The following is a 19,265-nucleotide window of genomic DNA, read 5'->3' on the forward strand; positions in this document are numbered from 1 at the left end:
CCGCTTCACACCCATGTTCTCCGACTTCGACCACGCCATGATGCAGCGCGCCCTGGCGCTGGCCGAGAAGGGCCTGTTCACCACCACACCGAACCCGCGCGTGGGCTGCGTGATCGTGCGTGACGACACGGTCATCGGCGAGGGCTACACGCAGCCGGCCGGCCAGGACCACGCCGAAATCCAGGCCATCAAGGACGCCCAGTCGCGCGGCCAGGACGTGCGCGGCGCCACCGCCTATGTGACGCTGGAGCCCTGCAGCCACTTCGGCCGCACCCCGCCTTGTGCGGATCGCCTGGTTGAAGCCGGCATTGCCCGTGTGGTGGCGGCCATGGAAGACCCCAACCCCGCCGTCTCCGGCCGCGGCCTGCAGAAGCTGCGCGATGCCGGCGTCGATGTGCGCTGCGGCCTGCTGGAACGCGAAGCGCGCGAACTGAACATCGGCTTTGTTTCGCGCATGACGCGCGGCACGCCGTGGGTGCGCGTGAAGGTGGGCGCGTCGCTCGACGGCCGCACGGCGCTGGACAACGGCGTCAGCCAGTGGATCACCGAAGCCGAAGCCCGCGCCGATGGCCACCGCTGGCGCGCGCGCGCGTGTGCCATCCTCACCGGCATCGGCACGGTGCGCGAAGACAACCCGCGTCTGACCGTACGCGCCGTCACCACGCCGCGCCAGCCGCGCCGCGTGCTGATCGATTCGGCGCTAGACGTACCGCTTGACGCGCACATCCTCACCACCGACGGCCACCACGAACCGACGCTGATCTTCGCCGCGCAGCCCGAAGCCGGCCGCATGCGCGCCCTGGCCGAACGCGGCGCGGAGGTCATCCTCCTGCCGAATGCCGCCGGCAAGGTCGACCTAGCCGCGGTGCTGCGTGAGCTCGGCCGCCGCGAGATCAACGAACTGCACGTCGAGGCGGGCTTCAAGCTCAACGGCTCGCTGCTGCGCGAGGGGCTGGTCGACGAGATCCTCGTCTATCTGGCGCCCAAGGTGCTCGGCTCGGGCCAGGGCATGTTCAATATGGGGCCGCTCCAAACGCTGGAAGGCGCGGCCGAATTCTTCTTTCACGATATCTCGCGCATCGGGGGCGACCTTCGCATCCTGGCGCGCCGCAACCCGACAGACTGATCACTATGTTTACCGGAATCGTCGCCGCAGTTGGCCGCATTGAAACCGTCTCGCCGCTCGGCACCCACGCTGATGCGGGCGTGCGCCTGTCCATCGACGCAGGGGGCCTGCCGATGGCCGACGTGGCCCTGGGCGACTCGATCGCCATTCAGGGCGCCTGCATGACGGTCGTTGCCAAGACCGACACCGGCTTTGACGTCGATGTCTCGCGCGAATCGCTGTCCAAGACTGTCGGCCTGGAGCGCCCCGGCGAAGTGAACCTGGAGAAGGCCCTGCGCCTGGCCGACCACATCGGCGGCCACCTCGTGTCGGGCCACGTGGACGGCCTCGGTACGGTCACGCACTTCGCGCCCGTGAACGAGTCACATGAATTGCGTGTGCGCGCACCCGCCGAGTTGGGCAAGTACCTGGCCTACAAGGGCTCGGTGGTGGTCAACGGCGTGTCGCTCACGGTCAACAGCGTGCGCGACGATGCCGACGGTTGCGAGTTCTCGATCAACCTCATCCCGCACACGGTGGCAGTCACCACGCTCAAGCATCTGAAGGCGGGCAGCCCGGTCAACCTGGAAATCGACCTGATCGCCCGCTATGTCGAGCGCATGTTGAGCCAGACCACGCTCGCCCGGCCCGCCGCCGCTTGAACCTCGGGTTGGGGCATCGCCCCGGCCGCCTTGGCGTACAATAACGGGCTTCCCATTTACGCAGTCGCACGGCCCCCAGAAGTTGCCAAATGTGGGCGCTGGCCGGCGACACGCACCCCTGCTACGCCATGTCGATCGCCTCAGTCGAAGAAATCATTGCCGAAATCCGCGCCGGCCGGATGGTCATCCTGGTCGACGAAGAAGACCGTGAAAACGAAGGCGACCTGATCCTGGCAGCCGATTACGTCACACCGGAAGCCATCAACTTCATGGCTCGCTTCGGCCGTGGCCTGATCTGCCTGACGCTCACCGCGGATCGCTGCCGCCAGCTCGACCTGCAACTGATGGTCAGCCGCAACGGCACGCCGCACGGCACCAATTTCACCGTCTCGATCGAAGCCGCCGAGGGCGTCACCACCGGCATTTCCGCCGCCGACCGCTCCCGCACGGTGCAGGCCGCCGTGGCACGCGACGCCAAGCCGGAAGACCTCGTCCAGCCGGGCCACATCTTCCCGCTGATGGCCCAGCCGGGCGGCGTGCTGATGCGTGCCGGCCATACCGAAGCCGGCTGCGACCTCGCTGCGCTGGCTGGTCTGTCGCCCGCCTCGGTCATCTGCGAAATCATGAAGGACGACGGCACCATGGCCCGCCTGCCGGACCTGGTGGAGTTCGCCAAGGAACACGGCCTGAAGATCGGCACGATTGCCGACCTGATCCAATACCGCAGCCGCACCGAGAGCATCGTCGAGCGCGTTGGCGAGCGGACGATGGAAACCCAGTTCGGCACGTTCCATGCCGTCGCCTTCCGCGATCGCGCTGCCGGCCGCGCCCATCTGGCGCTGGTCAAGGGCACCCCGACGCCGGGCACCGAGACGCTGGTGCGCGTGCATGAGCCGCTGTCGGTGCTGGATCTGCTCGAATGCCAGCGCACCACGCACTCGTGGAGCGTGCCGGCCGCCCTGCGCGCCGTGCAGGCCGCCCCGACCGGCGTGGTGGTGCTGCTCAACTGCGGCGATTCGCCGGACCGGCTGTTCACGCAGTTCAGCGCCCTGGATACCCCGCACGAGCGCCCGCGCAGCAAACCCGATCCGCGCATCTACGGCATCGGCGCGCAGATCCTCAAGGAAGTGGGTGTCGGCAAGATGCGTGTGCTGGCTTCGCCGCTCAAGCTCCCGAGCATGACGGGCTACGATCTGGAGGTCACGGCCTACCAATCGATGGCGGATGCACCGGACGTCACTTCTCCTGCATCGACCGCCACGCACTGAATTTCCCGCGGCAGCCCAGACTGCCGCGTCGGCTTTATTTTTCTGACGTTGCCCTAGCGGCAATCCCAACCGGAATACACCATGGACCACGGCTTCTACCCGACCAATCTCAACGGCGAAGGCCTGCGCATCGGCATCGTCCAGGCGCGCTTCAACGAGCCCGTGTGCGAAGCGCTGCGCGAAGCCTGTGTCGACGAACTCGAACAACTCGGCGTGGCCGGCGAAGACGTGCTGCTGGTAACCGTGCCGGGCGCACTGGAAGCCCCGCTGGCGCTGCAGAAGATGGCCGAATCGGGTCAGTTCGACGCGCTGATTGCCCTGGGTGCCGTCATCCGCGGTGAGACGTATCACTTCGAGCTGGTGTCGAACGAAGCCGGCGCCGGCATCACCCGCGTGGGCCTGGACTTCAACATCGCCATCGCCAACGGCATCCTGACCGTGGACACGGACGCGCAAGCCCACGCCCGCACCCGCGAGAAGGGCCGCGACTGCGCCCGCGCCGCTGTCGAAATGGCCAACCTGACCAACGCACTCCACGGCCTGCAGGATCACGGCCAGGACGACGAAAACGAGTAAATGCGCGAATAAGCGCCGCGAATAAGCGCCCACCGGCGCAAAGGCTTTTCCCATGACGCAAGACAATTCCCCAGCCAAGACCAAGGCTCCCGCCAAGAGCGCCCGCCGCCGCGCGCGTGAACTGGCGCTGCAGGGCCTGTACCAGTGGCTGCTCAACCGCAACGATCCGGGCGTGGTCGAGGCGCACCTGCAAGATGCGCAAGGCTTCAACAAGGCCGACCGCGCGCATTTCGATGCCCTGCTGCACGGTGCAATCCGCGAAGAAACCACGCTCACCGAGGCCTTCACGCCGTATCTGGACCGTCCGGTTGCCGAGCTTTCGCCGGTCGAGCGCGCAGCCCTGCTGGTTGGCGCGTATGAGCTCGTGCACTGCCTGGATATCCCGTACAAGGTCGTGATCAACGAAGCGGTTGAACTGACCAAGACGTTTGGCGGCGTGGAAGGCTTCAAGTACGTCAACGGCGTGCTGGACAAGCTGGCCGCACAGGTGCGTGCCGTCGAGGTTGCTGCCCGCCGGTAACTTCGACGTTTGTTGTTCGCTTGACCTTTTTGCTTCGCCCCCAGATGGACGCCCACCGCCTGCAGACAGCCGCCCGGCTGGCCAATATCCGCGCCTTTCACGTGATGGAGCTGGCCAAGCAGGCCCGCGAGCTGGAGCTGGCGGGGCGCAGCATCATCCACATGGGCATCGGCGAGCCCGACTTCACCGCGGCCGAGCCTGTCGTGCAGGCTGCCGCCGACGCCATGCGGCGCGGCGTCACGCAATACACTGGAGCGCTGGGCATCCGCCCGCTGCGCCAGGCGATCGCCCACTACTACCAGACCAGCTACGGCCTCGACATTGCGCCCGAGCGCATCATTGTCACGGCCGGCGCGTCAGCAGCGTTACTGCTGGCTTGCGCGGTCCTGGTGGAGATCGGCGGCGAGGTGCTGATGCCCGATCCGAGCTATCCGTGCAACCGGCACTTCGTGGCCGCCTTCAATGGCGTGGCGAAGCTCGTGCCTTCGGGGCCGGAAGAGCGCTTCCAGCTGACTGCCGAGCAGGTCACCGCCCATTGGGGCGAGCGCACGCAGGGCGTGCTGCTGGCCTCACCGTCCAACCCGACCGGCACGTCGATCCTGCCGGACGAGCTGCAGCGCATCGTGCAGACGGTGCGCGCACGTGGCGGATTCTCGATCGTCGATGAGATCTACCAGGGGCTGTCGTACGACCAGGCGCCGGTCTCCGCGCTGTCGTTCGGCGACGATGTCGTCACGATCAATAGCTTTTCGAAGTATTTCAACATGACGGGCTGGCGGCTCGGCTGGCTGGTGGCCCCCACAGAGCTGGTACCCGAGTTCGAGAAGGTCGCGCAAAACCTGTTCATTTGCGCGTCAGCCGTGGCGCAGTATGCGGCGCTCGCGTGCTTCGAGCCGCAAGCGCTGGCCATCTACGAAAGCCGCAAGGCCGAATTCCGCCGCCGCCGCGATTTCATCGTGCCGGCACTGGAATCGCTCGGCTTCAAGGTGCCGGTCAAGCCGGATGGCGCGTTCTATGTCTTCGCCGATTGCCGCGGCGTACACCACCCGCATGCCGCCGATGCCGACGCCCTCACCCAGTCGATGCTGCATGATGCCGGCGTCGTGCTGGTACCCGGGCTGGATTTCGGCCCGCATACCGCGCAGCACTACATCCGCCTGTCCTATGCCACGTCGATGGACCATCTGGAAGAAGCGGTCGCCAGGCTCGGCAAGCTGTTCGCCCGGTAGCTCGCCCATCGCCCAAACAAAAAGGCCGTCCCGAGGGACGGCCTTTCTTATCTATAGACAGCGCAGCGAAGCGAGCCGATCAGGCCTGACCTTGCGACGTGTCGTCCAGGCGTGCCTCTTCCTGCCGGCCGCTGACCGGTTGCTTGTCCGCCGGCTTGGCAGCTTGCGTCTTCGCCTCGGCCTGGGTGACGGGCGTCGTCGTCGCCACCGGCTTCACCGGTTCGCGCTCCGAAGCGGCCGTGACCGGCGAACGATGCCCAGTCGCCACCATGCGCAGGCGCGAGCGTTCCTGGAGCACCTTGCCACCATAACCGCCGTCGCCCTGCGTGACCGCACCGACGTAGAGCTTCAGGCCGGCCTCGATCGAGCCGCCACGGGCGATGCAATCCTTCAGCACCAGCGCACCGACCTTGATGTTGGCGTACGGATTGAGCGCAGCGCCAACGCCGCCCATCACTTCGTACTTGTCCTGGTGGACCTTGGTCATGACCTGCATCAGGCCCTGCGCACCCATGCCGCTTTCCGCGAACGGGTTGAAGCTGGATTCGATGGCCATCACGCCCAGGATCAGCAGCGGGTCCAGGCCGACTTCCTTGCCGGTCTGGTAGGCCGCCTTCACCAGTTGGCCGGTGGCGGTTGCTGCCACCCGGTACTTGCGGGCGATGTATTCGGCCACGGCAGCCTGCTCGCGCGGGGTACCGGCGGTTGCCGACTCACGCGCATCGCGGACGACCTGCGTGTTCGGAATCTGCGCAGCCAGCTCGGCCACGGACGGCACCTTCGAGAGCGTGTCCCAGCCGGCAGCCGCCACCGTGCCGCCTTGAGCGGCAGCGGGCGCCACAGCCTGAACGGCACCCGTGCCGGCCGACGGTGCAGTCGGCGCAAACGCGACCGGCTGCACGCCAGCCGCAACCGCGGGCGACGGATTGGCCGAAGCAACATTGGTGTCAGCGCCCGGCGTGAAATGCAACACGCGCTGGGCGACCATGGCACGCCACTCGCCGTTGAGCGAGAGCGCCACTGCAGCCACCACTGCGAGCACGCCGATGCTGTTCAGCATGACATGCCCACTGCGGAAGACCAGCAGTACGCCAGGATGCAAGGCATTGCGGGACGCGACGGCGCCCCCTGCGTTCAACTCCATGCGCAGCTTACGAGGCAGCGCAATCTGACCTGCACGCGCGAGGCGGCGGCCAACCGGGGCGACGAGCCGGCGTTGCAGCGCCGAACCGATCCCGGAAGAATGAAGGGTTTTCCAACCGTTCATACTTACCTCCGTCCGCTGCGCAGATCCGGTGGGCGCCTTTATTTTGCATGGCGCCGTGCCTTTCGAATCGCAACGGTTTTTAGTAAGGATGCCGCGCTGTTGCAGTCAGCCGGCATCTGTTGGGGGCACTCCCCTAGTGCCCAGACAAATGCGGGGCGTGTCCTTGGGGAGGTCACGTCCCGCAGCGATGCTGAAGTGCTCTGGCGTCGCCCCTCATACGAACGAGAGAACGGGCGAAGGCGTTAGCCGAAAACATGTTGCGACGCAACAATTGCCAGATCGGATTGGATTGTAGGAAGCGCGTTATTCCAAGTCAATCATAAAGAATTTGTTTTTCATATCAAAAAGTAATGATGGGAACACTGTTGTGGGGGCTGGCTGACCTGCGATGCGTGCTGTCATCAGGGTGCCATGGGGTTTTGGCCGTACAATCGCGGCCACCCTGCCTACACCAAAAAAATCGCGCCAGGACGTCCGTTTGGCGGGCCGGCGCTCTGCGTGATAGGTGACCCACCTTACCTTTAGTTACAAAATCTCCATGCAATACAGGGACTTACGTGACTTTCTCGCCCAGCTGGAACGCCTTGGCGAGTTGCGCCACGTGCGCCAGCCGGTGTCGCCGCACCTGGAAATGACCGAAGTCTGTGACCGCCTGCTGCGTGCCGAAGGCCCGGCGGTGGTCTTCGAGCAGCCGGTAGATGGCACGCGCAAGTACGACATGCCAGTGCTGGCCAACCTGTTTGGCACCACGCGCCGTGTGGCCCTGGGCATGGGCGCGGAGTCTCTTGATGAACTGCGCGACGTGGGCCGCCTGCTCTCTGCATTGAAAGAGCCCGAGCCGCCGCGCGGTCTGCGCGAAGCGGGCAAGCTGTGGACGATGGCCAAGGCGGTGTGGGACATGGCGCCGCGCAAGGTGTCGTCCCCCGCATGCCAGGAAGTCGTGTGGGAAGGTAACGACGTGGATCTCTCGCGCATTCCCGTGCAGACGTGCTGGCCGGGCGATGCGGCGCCGCTCGTTACATGGGGGCTGGTCATCACGCGCGGCCCGCACAAGAAGCGTCAGAACCTGGGCATCTATCGCCAGCAGGTGATCAGCCGCAATCAAGTCATCATGCGTTGGCTGGCGCACCGGGGCGGCGCGCTGGACTTCCGCGAGCACGCCATCGCGCACCCCGGCCAGCCCTTCCCGATTGCCGTGGCGCTAGGCGCGGACCCGGCCACCATTCTCGGGGCCGTCACGCCGGTGCCGGACACGCTCTCGGAGTATCAATTTGCCGGCTTGCTGCGGGGCAGCAGGACAGAGCTGGCGACGTGCCTCACACCCTCCTTGGCACAGGCACAACTGCAAGTGCCGGCCGGCGCCGAGATCGTCCTCGAAGGCCACATCCAGCCCGACCCGACGCACCCGAGCGGCTATCAACATGCGCTCGAAGGACCGTTTGGCGACCACACCGGCTACTACAACGAGCAGGACTGGTTTCCCGTGTTCACGGTCGAGCGCATCACCATGCGGCGCGACCCGATCTATCACTCTACGTATACAGGCAAGCCGCCCGATGAGCCGGCCGTGCTGGGCGTGGCGCTCAACGAAGTGTTCGTGCCGCTGCTGCAGAAGCAGTTTCCGGAGATTGCGGACTTCTATCTGCCGCCCGAAGGCTGCAGCTACCGCATGGCGCTGGTCAGCATGAAGAAGCAGTACGCCGGCCACGCCAAGCGCGTGATGTTCGGCGTGTGGAGCTTCCTGCGGCAGTTCATGTATACGAAGTTCATCGTGGTGGTGGATGACGACGTGAACCTGCGCGACTGGAAGGAAGTCATCTGGGCGATCACCACGCGCGTGGACCCGGCGCGCGATACGGTGATGGTGGAAAACACGCCCATCGACTACCTCGACTTCGCCTCGCCGGTATCGGGCCTGGGCTCGAAGATGGGCATCGACGCCACCAACAAGTGGCCCGGCGAGACGACCCGTGAATGGGGCCAGCCCATCGTCATGGATCCCGCCGTCAAAACCAAGGTCGACGCCATGTGGGACACGCTGTTCCAGTAACCGCGCTCCCGGGCGGGTCAGTCTGCAAGCGAACGGTCGTTCGGTTATTCTTACCAAGTTAAGCGACCGCTGCCTACACGAGGCGCACTGGGCTGTGCGCCTCGTTCCATTCTGGAGACCGCCATGGCCGAAGCACTCGACTCCCGCACCACCGCCAACGCGCTGGAGCGCATCAAAGACCGCACCCTCGTCAAAACGCAGTCCTACGTGGATGGCACCTGGGTGGGCGCGGCGGACGGCACCACCTTCTCCGTCTGCGACCCTGCCACCAACACCCACCTGGCCGATGTCGCCAACCTCGGCCACGCCGAAACCCTGCGCGCCATCGACGCCGCCAACGCGGCCTGGCCTGCCTGGCGCGAGTTGACCGGCAAGGAGCGCGCCGGCCTGATGCGCCGCTGGTTCGACCTGCTCATCGCCAACGCCGACGACCTCGCCGCGCTGATGACCGCCGAGCAAGGCAAGCCGCTGGCCGAAGCCAAGGGTGAAATCGTCTACGGCGCGTCGTTCATCGAATGGTTTGCCGAAGAGGCCAAGCGCGTCTCGGGCGACGTGATGGCCAGCACCTGGCGCGACAAGCGCATGGTGGTGCTCAAGCAGCCGGTGGGCGTGTGTGCATCCATCACGCCGTGGAACTTCCCGCTGGCGATGATCACCCGCAAAGTCGCGCCGGCGATGGCTGCGGGCTGCACCATCGTCATCAAGCCGGCCGAGCAGACGCCGCTCTCTGCGCTGGCGATGGCGGAGTTGGCGCATCGCGCGGGCATCCCCAAGGGTGTGGTCAACGTGGTGACGGGCGATGCCGATCGCTCGATCGCCATCGGCAAGGCCTTGTGCGAATCGCCGATCGTGCGCCACCTGTCATTCACGGGCTCGACGCCGGTGGGCCGCATCCTGATGGAGCAGTGCTCGCCGACCGTAAAGAAGGTCGCGCTGGAGCTGGGCGGTCATGCGCCGTTCATCGTGTTTGACGACGCCGACATCGATGCCGCAGTGGAAGGCGCGGTGCAGTCGAAGTACCGCAACGCGGGTCAGACCTGCGTGTGTACGAACCGCTTCTATGTGCACGCCTCGGTGTACGACGCGTTTGTCGAGAAGCTCTCGGCCAAGGTGCGCGGTATCAAGGTCGGCAACGGCTTCGAGTCGGGCGTGGCGCAAGGTCCGCTGATCGACGACCAGGCCGTGGAGAAGGTGCAGCGGCACATCAGCGACGCGACGCAGAAGGGCGCGCGCGTGACCGCCGGCGGCAAGCTGATGCAGGGCTTCGGTTCGCAGCGCTTTGTCGAGCCCACCGTCCTGGCCGATGCCACGCCCGACATGTTGATCGCGCGCGAAGAGACCTTTGGCCCCGTGTCCGCCATCTTCAAGTTTGAAGACGAAGCGGAAGTCGTGCGCCTGGCCAACGACACCGAATTCGGCCTCGCCTCGTACTTCTTCAGCCGCGACATCGGCCGCATCTGGCGCGTGGCGGAGCAGCTCGAATACGGCATGGTCGGCATCAACACGGGGTTGATCTCCAACGAGGTGGCGCCGTTCGGTGGCATCAAGCAATCGGGCCTGGGCCGTGAAGGTTCGGTCTACGGCATCGACGAATATCTGGAACTCAAGTACCTGTGCATGGGCGGCATCTAAACCTGCCCACGGTCCTGCTGCACGCCCCGATCTTGGCTCTGCGATGCTCACCGTACCCATGTACGGTTGCGCTTCTCGAGCCAATCTCGGGTCGCTCGCTACGGACCGTGAACAGGTTTTAGACCATCACACCACCCCACCGGCCGACCCGCCGCATAGAGCGGGCGGCATCCCCCCAGCCTTACGGCGGAGGAGACACATGAGCACCATCCAGGAAGGCGCCCTGCTGTGGACGCCCTCGGCGGATTTCATCGCCAATGCGCGTCTGACGCATTACCTCGACTGGCTTGCACGCGAACGCGGCCTGCGCTTCTCGGCCACCACGCCCGAGGGCTACGCGCAGCTCTGGGACTGGTCCACCACTGAACTCGAAGCGTTCTGGACCTCCGTCTGGGACTACCTCGACCTGCGCGCCTCCACGCCTTTCACGCAGATGCTCGGCGACCGCACCATGCCCGGTGCGCAATGGCTGGTCGGCGCCAAGCTGAACTACGTCGACCAGGTGATGCGGCACGTGGAAGAAGGAGGCAACCCCGAACGCCCCGCCATCCGCTACGCCAGTGAGACGAAACCGCTGGCTGATCTGTCATGGCGCGCGCTGCGCCAGCGCGTTGCCTCGCTGGCCGATGCGCTCCGCAACATGGGCGTGGTGCCCGGCGACCGCGTGGCCGCGTATCTGTCGAACACGCCGGACGCCATCATCGCGTTCCTTGCCACGGCCAGTGTCGGGGCGATCTGGTCGGTCTGCGCGCCCGACATGGGCGAGGTAGCCGTCACCGATCGCTTTCGCCAGATCGAACCGAAGGTGCTGATCGCGGTGGATGGCTATCACTACGGTGGTCGCGCGTTCGACCGCACCGGCGTGGTCGCGGAGATGGTCGCCGCGTTGCCGACGGTCGAGCACCTCGTGCTCGTGCCGCAGTTGCACGGCGAGATTGACCGCGCGCGCTTCCCGCAAGCCGAGCACTGGCGCGACCTCACGGCCAACGACGTGCCGCTCGTCGTGACACCCGTGGCGGCCGATCACCCGCTGTGGATCTTGTATTCGTCCGGCACTACCGGCATGCCCAAGCCCATCGTGCACGGCCACGGCGGCCTGCTGCTGGTGCAGACGATGATGGGCGCGCTGCACCTCGATCTCGGCCCCAGCGACGTCTACCACTGGTACAGCAGCACCGGCTGGGTCATGTGGAATTCGCAGGCAAGCGGCCTGCTTGGCGGCGTCACGCTCGCCATCTACGACGGCAATCCCGGCACGCCCGATCTCAATACGCTGTGGCGCTTCGCCCAGGATGCGGGCGTGACGTTCTTCGGCGCGGGCGCGGCGTTCTTCGCCAATTGCCTGAAGGCCGGCATCGAACCCGGGCGAGATTTTGATCTATCGAAACTACGCGCAATCGGCTCGACCGGCTCGCCGCTCTCGGCCGAGGCGTACGACTGGATCTACCGCCACGTAAAGGCCGACGTGTGGCTCAACCCGATCTCGGGCGGCACCGATTTTGCCGGCTGCTTCGTGGGCGGCGTCGCCACCCTGCCCGTCTATGCCGGCGAGATGCAGTGCCGAAACCTCGGCTCGCGCGTGGAAGCCCTGGACGAAGCTGGTCAACCGCTCATCGACGCCGTGGGCGAGCTGGTGTGCACCGCGCCCATTCCGTCGATGCCGCTGTTCTTCTGGGGCGATACCGACGGCAGCCGCTACCGCGACAGCTACTTCGACATGTACCCCGGCCAGTGGCGCCACGGCGACTGGATCAAGATCACCCCGCGCGGCGGCGCCATCATCTACGGCCGGTCGGATGCCACCATCAACCGCCACGGCATCCGCATGGGCACGGCCGAGCTGTACCGCGTGGTGGAAGACTTGCCGGAAGTGCTCGACAGCCTGGTGGTCGATCTGGAATTCCTCGGGCGCGAGTCGTTCATGCCCTTGTTCGTGGTGCTGCGCGATGGTGCCGCGCTGGACGACACGCTGCGCAACACCATCAACGCGCGCATCAAGGCCGGGTTGTCGGCGCGGCACGTGCCCAACGTGATCGTGCAGGCGCCGGGGGTGCCGCGCACGCTCTCGGGCAAGAAGATGGAAGTGCCGATCAAGAAGCTGCTGCTGGGCGCGCCACCCGAGCGCATCGCCAACCCCGATGCAATGGCCAACCCCGACGTGCTGGCGTGGTATGTAGACTACGCACGTACGTTCGCAACGCAGAGTGGCCCTGCCGGCGAAGCCGCGCCGGCGCTGGAATCCTGGCGGAGTTAGACCGATCGATCGCCTCCGACCGCGCAAATTCGACTGATCGTACGATGGCATGGCACAGACAGGCTGACTAACGTACAGCGTGTACCGGTGCATCAAGACACCGGGCTCGCTGCTGATACGGGGAGTCACCATGCTTGCAACGACGAGCGTTCTCATCAAGACGGACGACGGCCGCGAGGCCTTGGCCGCGCGCCGCCACGACATGCAGATGCGCCAGCGCCATCTGCTCATCCTCATCGACGGTGCGCGCACCGTCGGACAGTTGCACCAGTTGCTGGGCGGCTGGCCCGATCTGGACGAACTGCTTGCCGGGCTGCAACAGGCGGGCATGGTCGACGTGCTGCCCAATGCCTTGCAACCGGACGCGCCGGCTGCCGCAGCCTTCGACCCCATCGCCCACTTCAACCGCCCCTTGTTCGACGAGCAAGCCGACGGCGGGCAGGCTGCCCTGTCAGACATCTACGGCGAGCTGCCACCACTGACCGGCATGACGCTCGGCCTGCAGACCCAGGCCGCGGCTGCCAACGGGCCCGCCGCCAATGAACCGCAGCTGTGGGCGATCCCGCCTGCGCGGTCACCGCAGTCCGCCATCCCGCCCGCCATTCCCTCCGACTTGGCCGACGTGCTGCCCAACGTGGTCAAGGTGGAGCTGATGCGCCTGGCCATCCAGCACTTCGGCTCGGCTGCGGGCGCGGCCATGCCGCTGCTGCGCGCCAGCAAGGAAGACACACAATCGCTGTGCGACGTGATCGCCGCCTGTGCCAAGGCGGCCGCCCCGATGGCCGGCGAACGCGCTACCGCGAAGTTCGTGGATGCAGCGATGCGGGCCATGGCGCAGCGTCGGTAGGCGCCCCCGCGCTTGCTCTATGCTGCAAATTACGACCGGCATCCATTGCCGGCGGCCTGAGCAGGGGGAAGCGCCATGTCCAAGATCCACGAATCGCCCATCCACGACCTGCGCCCCACGCAACTCACCGTGGGCATGATCGAGGTGGAAGACAAGAAGAAGCACCTGATGTCGCTCACGCAGAAGGAGCAACAGGCCTTCATGCAAGCGCATCTCATTCCCGCCGTCCTCGGGCCGGACGGCAAGCTGTACATCACCGACCATCACCACCTCGGGCGCGCCGCGCTGGAAGCCGGCGTGGCGACCGGCTATTTCGAGGTGGAAGCCGATCTGTCCGCGCACCACATCGACGATTTCTGGAAGGCAATGGACAAGAACTGCTGGGTCCACCCACTCGACGAGCACGGTGTGCGGCACCACTACGTGGCCATCCCGGACAAGCTGAAAAAGCTCATCGACGACCCCTACCGCTCGCTTGCAGGCTACGTGCGCAACGCCGGCGGCTACGATAAGACGCCGACCGCCTTTGCCGAATTCGTGTGGGCCGATTTCTTCCGCCGCGCCATTCCGATTGAAGACCTGCAGGCGGATTTCCACGCAGCGGTGCAAGCCGCACTGCCGGTGGCCCATGGCAGGCTCGCAAGCGGGTTGCCGGGGTTCAAGGCGAAATAGCCCGTCCCGCATCATGGGCCCCGGCCGTCTGGAGCCCGCGCACTCGGCCGAGGGCGCGCTGATTCAGCACGATGGAACGATCGTTTATCCCGCCGAAGAGCAAACGTAGCGGCAGCGAAATGCGACGTTCAAGTGCCAATAGCAGCACTTTCCATGTCAGTGCCGGTGCTCGCAGCTTGCCCAGCCCCCAAAATCCCGCGTAGAATTGCGGGTTACGCGGGCGTCGTATAATGGTAATACCCTAGCTTCCCAAGCTAGAGCCGTGGGTTCGATTCCCATCGCCCGCTCCACCGAACATAGTCTGAAGCCGCCCTCGGCGGCTTTTTTGTTGCCTGCCCGCCGCTCGATCGACGGGATACGGCACGGGATCTTCATGCAGCCCACCGACCAGCCGGGCACCGGCCCCGACGACATCACACCGGATTCGCAGGACACCAACGCCGCCGAAGGCACGGAAAACGGCGCCGAAGTCGGTCACCCGCGCCGCATCCGCTCGTTCGTGCGTCGCGCCGGCCGCACCTCGACCGGCCAGCAGCGCGCCATCGACGAACTCGGACCGCGCTTCCAACTGCCCTACGCTGCCGAGCCGCTCGATTGGGAAGCTGCCTTCGGCCGCACGGGTGCCAAGCGCATCTTCGAGATCGGTTTCGGCATGGGCGAGACCACCGCGCACATCGCGCAGCTGCGTCCCGACGATGATTTCCTCGGCGTGGAAGTGCACGAGCCGGGCGTGGGCGCACTGCTCAAGCTGATCGGTGAACGCGAGATCGGCAACATCCGCATCTGTTCGCACGATGCGGTGGAAGTGCTGGCGCACATGATTCCGGAAGGCACGCTGGATGGCATTCACGTGTTCTTCCCCGACCCGTGGCACAAGAAGCGCCACAACAAGCGGCGTCTGATCCAGGGCCCGTTCGTGGCGCGCCTGGCGGCGCATCTGAAGCCGGGCGGCTATCTGCATTGCGCGACGGACTGGGAGGAATACGCCCACCAGATGCTCGAGGTGCTGTCCGCCGAGCCCCTGCTCGAGAACACCGCCGACGGCTTCGCGCCCCGCCCCGACTATCGCCCCGTCACCAAGTTCGAGAAGCGCGGCCTGCGCCTCGGGCACGGCGTGTGGGACGTGGTCTTCCGCAAGCGCGGTTGACCACATCCACGCGCCTCAGTTAGCGCGCGCCGAAATGCGTCTCGCCGAAGAGGTTCTTGGCGTGACGCGGAAAGGCGCGCCAGTATTGCGGCGGCGCCTTGACGGTGGCGCCCAACTCAGCAGCGGCGGCCCACGCCCAGTGCGGGTTGTAGAGGAATGCGCGGCCAACGGCCACCAGATCCGCACGCCCCTGCGCAACGATGGCCTCTGCCTCGTGCGCCTCGTTGATCAGGCCGACGGCGATGGTCGGGATATCCGCTTCGTTGCGGATCTTCTCGGCAAACGGCACCTGGTAGCCGGTCGACAGGGGAATCTGCTGCAGCGGCGACACGCCGCCTGACGACGCGTCGATCCAGTCGCACCCCCGCGCGCGCAACGCCTGCGCAAACACCACGGAATCTTCCGGCGTCCAGCCGCCCTCCACCCAATCGGTGGCCGACACGCGCACGCCTACCGGGATGTTGTCCGGCACCACGGCGCGCACCGCATCGAAAATCTCCAGCGGATAACGCATGCGATTCTCGCGCGAACCGCCGTACGCGTCGGTGCGCTGGTTGGCGATGGGCGAGAGGAATTCGTGCAGGAGATAGCCGTGCGCGCAGTGCAGCTCGATGGCTGCCATACCCAGGCGCACTGCACGGCGCGCCGTGTCGACAAACTGGTCGCGCACGAGTGCGAGGTCCGCATCGGTCATCTCACGCGGGGCACGCTCTTCGGGGCGCTGCGATAGCGCCGAGGGGCCCATCGTTTCCCAACCGCCCGCGTCGAGCGGCAACAACGCGCCGCCCTCCCACGGACGTGCACTCGACGCCTTGCGGCCGGCGTGCGCGATCTGCATGCCGATCGGCACCAGCGCGTTCTGGCGGATGGCCGCGAGCGTGTCCGCCAGCGCCGCCTCGGTGGCGTCATCCCACAAACCCAAGCAGCCGTTCGTAATGCGCCCTTCCGGCGACACGGCGGTCGCCTCGATCATCAGCAGGCCGGCGCCCGAAAGCGAAAGACTGCCCAGATGCGTGTGATGCCATGCCGTGGCCCGGCCATGATCGGCTGAGTACTGGCACATCGGCGAGATGACGATGCGGTTCTCAAGCGTGAGACCGCGCAGGGAGAAAGGCTGGAAGAGTGCACTCATGATCGGGAGATTCGGTAGTCAGCGGCTGACGAGGAAACCGCCAGTGTGTCCGAATCCACCCGATCGTGCAGACGGCGCGAAAGCCCACGCCGAGGTAGGGAATTGCCCGGCTCAGGCCTGCCAGGCGATCAGGTGCGTGTACGCCGTCACCAGCACGATGATGCCGAAGATGATCCGGTACCACGCAAAGCCGCGGAAGTCGTGCGTGGCAATGAACTTCAGCAGCCAGCGCACGCAGAAGAACGCCGAGATGAACGCCGCCACAAAGCCCACCGCAAAGATCGACAGATCGTCGGCCGACAGCAGCGCGCGCGACTTGTACAGCTCGTACACCGTTGCGCCAAAAATCACGGGAATCGCCAGGAAGAACGAGAACTCCGTCGCCACCTTGCGCGAGAGGCCGAACAGCAGCCCGCCGATGATGGTCGAGCCCGAGCGCGACGTACCCGGAATCAGCGCAAAGCACTGCGCAAAGCCCACCTTGATGGCGTCGGAGATGCGCAGGTCATCCAGCGTCTCGATGCGCGGCGCGCCAGCCTTGGCGGCCTCGAGCAGCGCATTGGCGCGCGGGTCGTGCGTCTCACCGCGATGGCGCTCGCGCCATTCGGCCCACAAGATCACGAAGCCACCGATGATGAATGCCGACGCCACCACGATCGGGTTGAACAGGTGCGCCTTGATCGCCTTGCCGAAGATCAGCGCGAGCGTGATCGCAGGAATCGTCGCCACGATCACGTTGATGGCAAAACGTTGCTGGCGCGGATCGTTGGGCAGGCCGCGCACCACGTCGATGATCTTGTGGCGGAACTCCCAGCACACCGCCAGGATGGCGCCGAACTGGATCACGATCTCGAAGATCTTGCCCTTTTCGTCATTGAAGTCGAGCAGTTGGCCCGCGAGGATCAGGTGGCCGGTGCTGGAGATGGGAAGGAACTCGGTCAGGCCTTCGACGATGCCGAGAATCAGCGCTTTGATGGCGAGTGCGATGTCCATGCAGTGGGCAAAGAGGGAGAAGAAAAACGAAGCGCTGGGCGTACAGCGAAGCTTATGGCCGCTTGGCCTGGACGTGCACGCCTTCGGGCAAAACCGTGATTGTACCGGGCTCTACGGCAATTCCAGCCACTTTCAACTGCTCGGGCTTGAACGTGTAGACGGCGTAGTCATTGAGCAACTGCCCCGCGATCAACGAGCCGATCGCGCTGATCTGCGGGCCCACGCCGCCGGGCACGTTCTGCAGGTCGAAGCGGTCGACACTGGGTTGATCGAGGCGAATGGAGCGCGTGGGGGCGTCATAGTGCAGCCCGCTGGACACCGCCAGAGGCCCTGTCAGCGGCTGGCGGAACAGGCCGCTTTCCACCTGCGCATCGGCCTGGATAGCGATGCGGTTGCGCCCCGGATCAAGCGACACCTGCGGGTTGGACAGCGTCACGTCAAAGAAGCCGAGAAAGCGCCGCTGAAACGGAAACTTGCGGGCCACCGCGTCCTGCATCTGGCCGCGCGAGAAGGTATAGCCATCGCCCGTCCAGCCGGTGGGCATGCAGGCGACCAGCACGGCGGCAATGGCCACCGCAACCGCGGCAGCGCCTGCCCACCAGCGCATGCGTCGGGATGGCGTGTTGGAAGGTTCGGTCATGGCAAATCAGGATGCGGTGTCGATCTCGAGTCGGGTCAGGAACTGCATGGCGTGCGTGGAAGAAGCGCCGCACATGTCGGGCTCGGGCTGCAGGCTGCCGCACACGGCGGGCCGCTCCGGATGCCCAAAGATACGACAGCGATTGGCCCCATCGAGTTGCGCGCAGCGCACGCCCGCCGGCTTGCCGTTCGGCATGCCGGGAATGGGGCTGGAGATGGAAGGCGCGATGCAGCACGCGCCGCAGTGGGGTCGGCAGTCCATGGCCGTCCGGATCGATGAAATCGGGGCGAAAACCGCTATTGTGCACCAGCACAATCGAGGCCCAGTCCGATTGACAATGCCGATGCCGCTTGACCCACCCCGGCGGCATGCGTACATTAATGACCGGAAAGTAAGTTATCTGTGAGTCAGTGACATTGCCCGCTGGCTGACGCCCTACCGCAGTTGCCCGCCGTGACCGATCGAGATTCTGACGCCTCCTCCAAACGCTGGACCCGCCGTAAAGAAGCCCGCCCGCAGGAACTGGTCGCCGCCGCGCTGAACCTGTTCGTGGCGCGCGGCTATGCGGCCACGCGCCTGGAAGATGTGGCCTCGGCGGCCGGCGTGTCCAAGGGCACGGTCTATCTGTATTTCGCCAACAAGGAAGAACTCTTCAAGGCCGTGGTGCAGGAAAACCTGCTGCCGGCGCTGGCCGAGGGCGAAGCGTTCATCGACGCCTTCGACGGCACCACCGAGGCCCTGCTGCACGAGATCCTGATGGGCTGGTGGGAGCTGATTGGCGAGTCCCCCGCCTCGGGCCTCACCAAGCTGCTGATGGCCGAGTCGGGCAACTTCCCCGATCTGGCGCAGTACTACCACGAGGAAGTCATCGACCGCTGCGACCGCCTGTTCGCCCGCATCCTGGAGCGCGGCATGGCACGCGGCGAATTCCGCAACGTTGACGTCGACCTGAGCACGCTGGCCATGGTCGCGCCGATGCTCTTCCTGATGCAGTGGAAGCACTCGTTCGGCCCGTGCTCGCACCGGGAGCTGGATCCTCGGGCGTTCATCTCGCACATGGTGTCGCTGTTGCTGCACGGCGTGCTGCGCAATCCGGCGGTGGGCGCGACCATTCCGCCGCTGCCGCCGCTTACCGAACAACCGTGGCGCACGCTGCCCAAGGGCCCCGAAGGGACCGACACCCCCGATGAAGGCGCCACGCCATGACAACGTCTGCCGGAATGTCCTCCGGACTTGCTAAAATGCCGGGTTTCTCGTCAAACCCTCATTCG

18 protein-coding genes and 1 tRNA gene are annotated in these 19,265 nt (G+C 65.7%); 14 read left to right on the forward strand and 5 right to left on the reverse strand.

Annotated elements, in window-relative coordinates:
- Positions 1 to 13: 13 nt before the first annotated feature.
- The 6 genes from ribD to NG900_RS09615 all read left to right on the forward strand — a co-directional run bounded on the left by ribD (position 14) and on the right by NG900_RS09615 (position 5,360).
- Entirely contained in the window at positions 14 to 1,126 is a 1,113-nt protein-coding gene (ribD, locus tag NG900_RS09590; RefSeq protein ID WP_252679628.1) for a bifunctional diaminohydroxyphosphoribosylaminopyrimidine deaminase/5-amino-6-(5-phosphoribosylamino)uracil reductase RibD, read from the forward strand.
- A 5-nt stretch (positions 1,127 to 1,131) separates the two neighbouring features.
- Positions 1,132 to 1,767 carry a riboflavin synthase gene (locus tag NG900_RS09595; protein WP_252679629.1) on the forward strand — a complete coding sequence of 212 codons (636 nt, stop codon included), beginning with the start codon at positions 1,132 to 1,134 and terminating at the stop codon, positions 1,765 to 1,767.
- 128 nt (positions 1,768 to 1,895) lie between these two features.
- Positions 1,896 to 3,035, forward strand: a complete 1,140-nt coding sequence (ribBA, locus tag NG900_RS09600; RefSeq protein WP_252679841.1) for a bifunctional 3,4-dihydroxy-2-butanone-4-phosphate synthase/GTP cyclohydrolase II — start codon at positions 1,896 to 1,898, stop codon at positions 3,033 to 3,035.
- An 81-nt stretch (positions 3,036 to 3,116) separates the two neighbouring features.
- Positions 3,117 to 3,611, forward strand: coding sequence for a 6,7-dimethyl-8-ribityllumazine synthase (gene ribH / locus NG900_RS09605; protein WP_252679631.1), 495 nt, complete (start codon positions 3,117 to 3,119; stop codon positions 3,609 to 3,611).
- Positions 3,612 to 3,663: 52 nt separating this feature from the next.
- Positions 3,664 to 4,131: a transcription antitermination factor NusB gene (gene nusB / locus NG900_RS09610; protein WP_252679633.1), complete on the forward strand. Its 468-nt coding sequence runs from the start codon at positions 3,664 to 3,666 to the stop codon at positions 4,129 to 4,131.
- A 44-nt stretch (positions 4,132 to 4,175) separates the two neighbouring features.
- Positions 4,176 to 5,360 carry a pyridoxal phosphate-dependent aminotransferase gene (locus tag NG900_RS09615; RefSeq protein WP_252679636.1) on the forward strand — a complete coding sequence of 395 codons (1,185 nt, stop codon included), beginning with the start codon at positions 4,176 to 4,178 and terminating at the stop codon, positions 5,358 to 5,360.
- A gap of 79 nt (positions 5,361 to 5,439) precedes the next feature.
- Here the strand turns inward: NG900_RS09615 and NG900_RS09620 are convergent, their stop codons facing one another.
- The gene (locus NG900_RS09620) at positions 5,440 to 6,627 is read right to left on the reverse strand and encodes a lytic transglycosylase domain-containing protein (RefSeq protein WP_252679637.1); all 1,188 of its coding nucleotides are present in this window, start codon (positions 6,625 to 6,627) and stop codon (positions 5,440 to 5,442) included.
- A 538-nt stretch (positions 6,628 to 7,165) separates the two neighbouring features.
- On the opposite strand from NG900_RS09620, the gene ubiD reads away from it, so the two are divergent.
- The 7 genes from ubiD to trmB all read left to right on the forward strand — a co-directional run bounded on the left by ubiD (position 7,166) and on the right by trmB (position 15,229).
- A complete protein-coding gene (ubiD, locus tag NG900_RS09625; RefSeq protein ID WP_252679639.1) occupies positions 7,166 to 8,677 on the forward strand; it encodes a 4-hydroxy-3-polyprenylbenzoate decarboxylase in 1,512 nt (503 codons plus the stop codon).
- Positions 8,678 to 8,800: 123 nt separating this feature from the next.
- Positions 8,801 to 10,309 carry an NAD-dependent succinate-semialdehyde dehydrogenase gene (locus tag NG900_RS09630; RefSeq protein ID WP_252679641.1) on the forward strand — a complete coding sequence of 503 codons (1,509 nt, stop codon included), beginning with the start codon at positions 8,801 to 8,803 and terminating at the stop codon, positions 10,307 to 10,309.
- Between the two features lie 199 nt (positions 10,310 to 10,508).
- Positions 10,509 to 12,563, forward strand: coding sequence for an acetoacetate--CoA ligase (locus tag NG900_RS09635; RefSeq protein WP_252679643.1), 2,055 nt, complete (start codon positions 10,509 to 10,511; stop codon positions 12,561 to 12,563).
- Positions 12,564 to 12,693: 130 nt separating this feature from the next.
- Complete coding sequence (locus NG900_RS09640) at positions 12,694 to 13,410, forward strand: hypothetical protein (RefSeq protein WP_252679645.1); 717 nt, start codon at positions 12,694 to 12,696, stop codon at positions 13,408 to 13,410.
- Positions 13,411 to 13,485: 75 nt separating this feature from the next.
- On the forward strand, positions 13,486 to 14,082 hold the full coding sequence (locus tag NG900_RS09645) for a ParB-like protein (protein ID WP_252679647.1): 597 nt from the start codon (positions 13,486 to 13,488) through the stop codon (positions 14,080 to 14,082).
- Positions 14,083 to 14,298: 216 nt separating this feature from the next.
- A tRNA-Gly gene (locus NG900_RS09650) sits at positions 14,299 to 14,372 on the forward strand.
- 83 nt (positions 14,373 to 14,455) lie between these two features.
- Positions 14,456 to 15,229: a tRNA (guanosine(46)-N7)-methyltransferase TrmB gene (gene trmB, locus NG900_RS09655; RefSeq protein WP_252679656.1), complete on the forward strand. Its 774-nt coding sequence runs from the start codon at positions 14,456 to 14,458 to the stop codon at positions 15,227 to 15,229.
- Positions 15,230 to 15,248: 19 nt separating this feature from the next.
- On the opposite strand, the gene NG900_RS09660 is transcribed toward trmB, so the two are convergent.
- The 4 genes from NG900_RS09660 to NG900_RS09675 all read right to left on the reverse strand — a co-directional run bounded on the left by NG900_RS09660 (position 15,249) and on the right by NG900_RS09675 (position 18,255).
- A complete protein-coding gene (locus NG900_RS09660) occupies positions 15,249 to 16,361 on the reverse strand; it encodes an NADH:flavin oxidoreductase/NADH oxidase (protein WP_252679657.1) in 1,113 nt (370 codons plus the stop codon).
- A 111-nt stretch (positions 16,362 to 16,472) separates the two neighbouring features.
- Positions 16,473 to 17,354, reverse strand: coding sequence for an undecaprenyl-diphosphate phosphatase (locus tag NG900_RS09665; protein ID WP_252679658.1), 882 nt, complete (start codon positions 17,352 to 17,354; stop codon positions 16,473 to 16,475).
- Positions 17,355 to 17,406: 52 nt separating this feature from the next.
- Positions 17,407 to 17,994 (reverse strand): DUF1439 domain-containing protein, encoded by a 588-nt coding sequence (locus NG900_RS09670; protein ID WP_252679660.1) that lies wholly within the window; start codon positions 17,992 to 17,994, stop codon positions 17,407 to 17,409.
- Between the two features lie 6 nt (positions 17,995 to 18,000).
- The gene (locus NG900_RS09675; protein WP_252679662.1) at positions 18,001 to 18,255 is read right to left on the reverse strand and encodes a YkgJ family cysteine cluster protein; all 255 of its coding nucleotides are present in this window, start codon (positions 18,253 to 18,255) and stop codon (positions 18,001 to 18,003) included.
- 192 nt (positions 18,256 to 18,447) lie between these two features.
- Here NG900_RS09675 and NG900_RS09680 point away from each other — a divergent pair, with 192 nt between their 5' ends.
- Complete coding sequence (locus NG900_RS09680; RefSeq protein WP_252679664.1) at positions 18,448 to 19,200, forward strand: TetR/AcrR family transcriptional regulator; 753 nt, start codon at positions 18,448 to 18,450, stop codon at positions 19,198 to 19,200.
- Positions 19,201 to 19,265 lie beyond the last annotated feature (65 nt).

Origin of the sequence: Ralstonia soli (assembly GCF_023955655.1) — a bacterium.
Classification (GTDB): Bacteria; Pseudomonadota; Gammaproteobacteria; order Burkholderiales; family Burkholderiaceae; genus Ralstonia; species Ralstonia soli.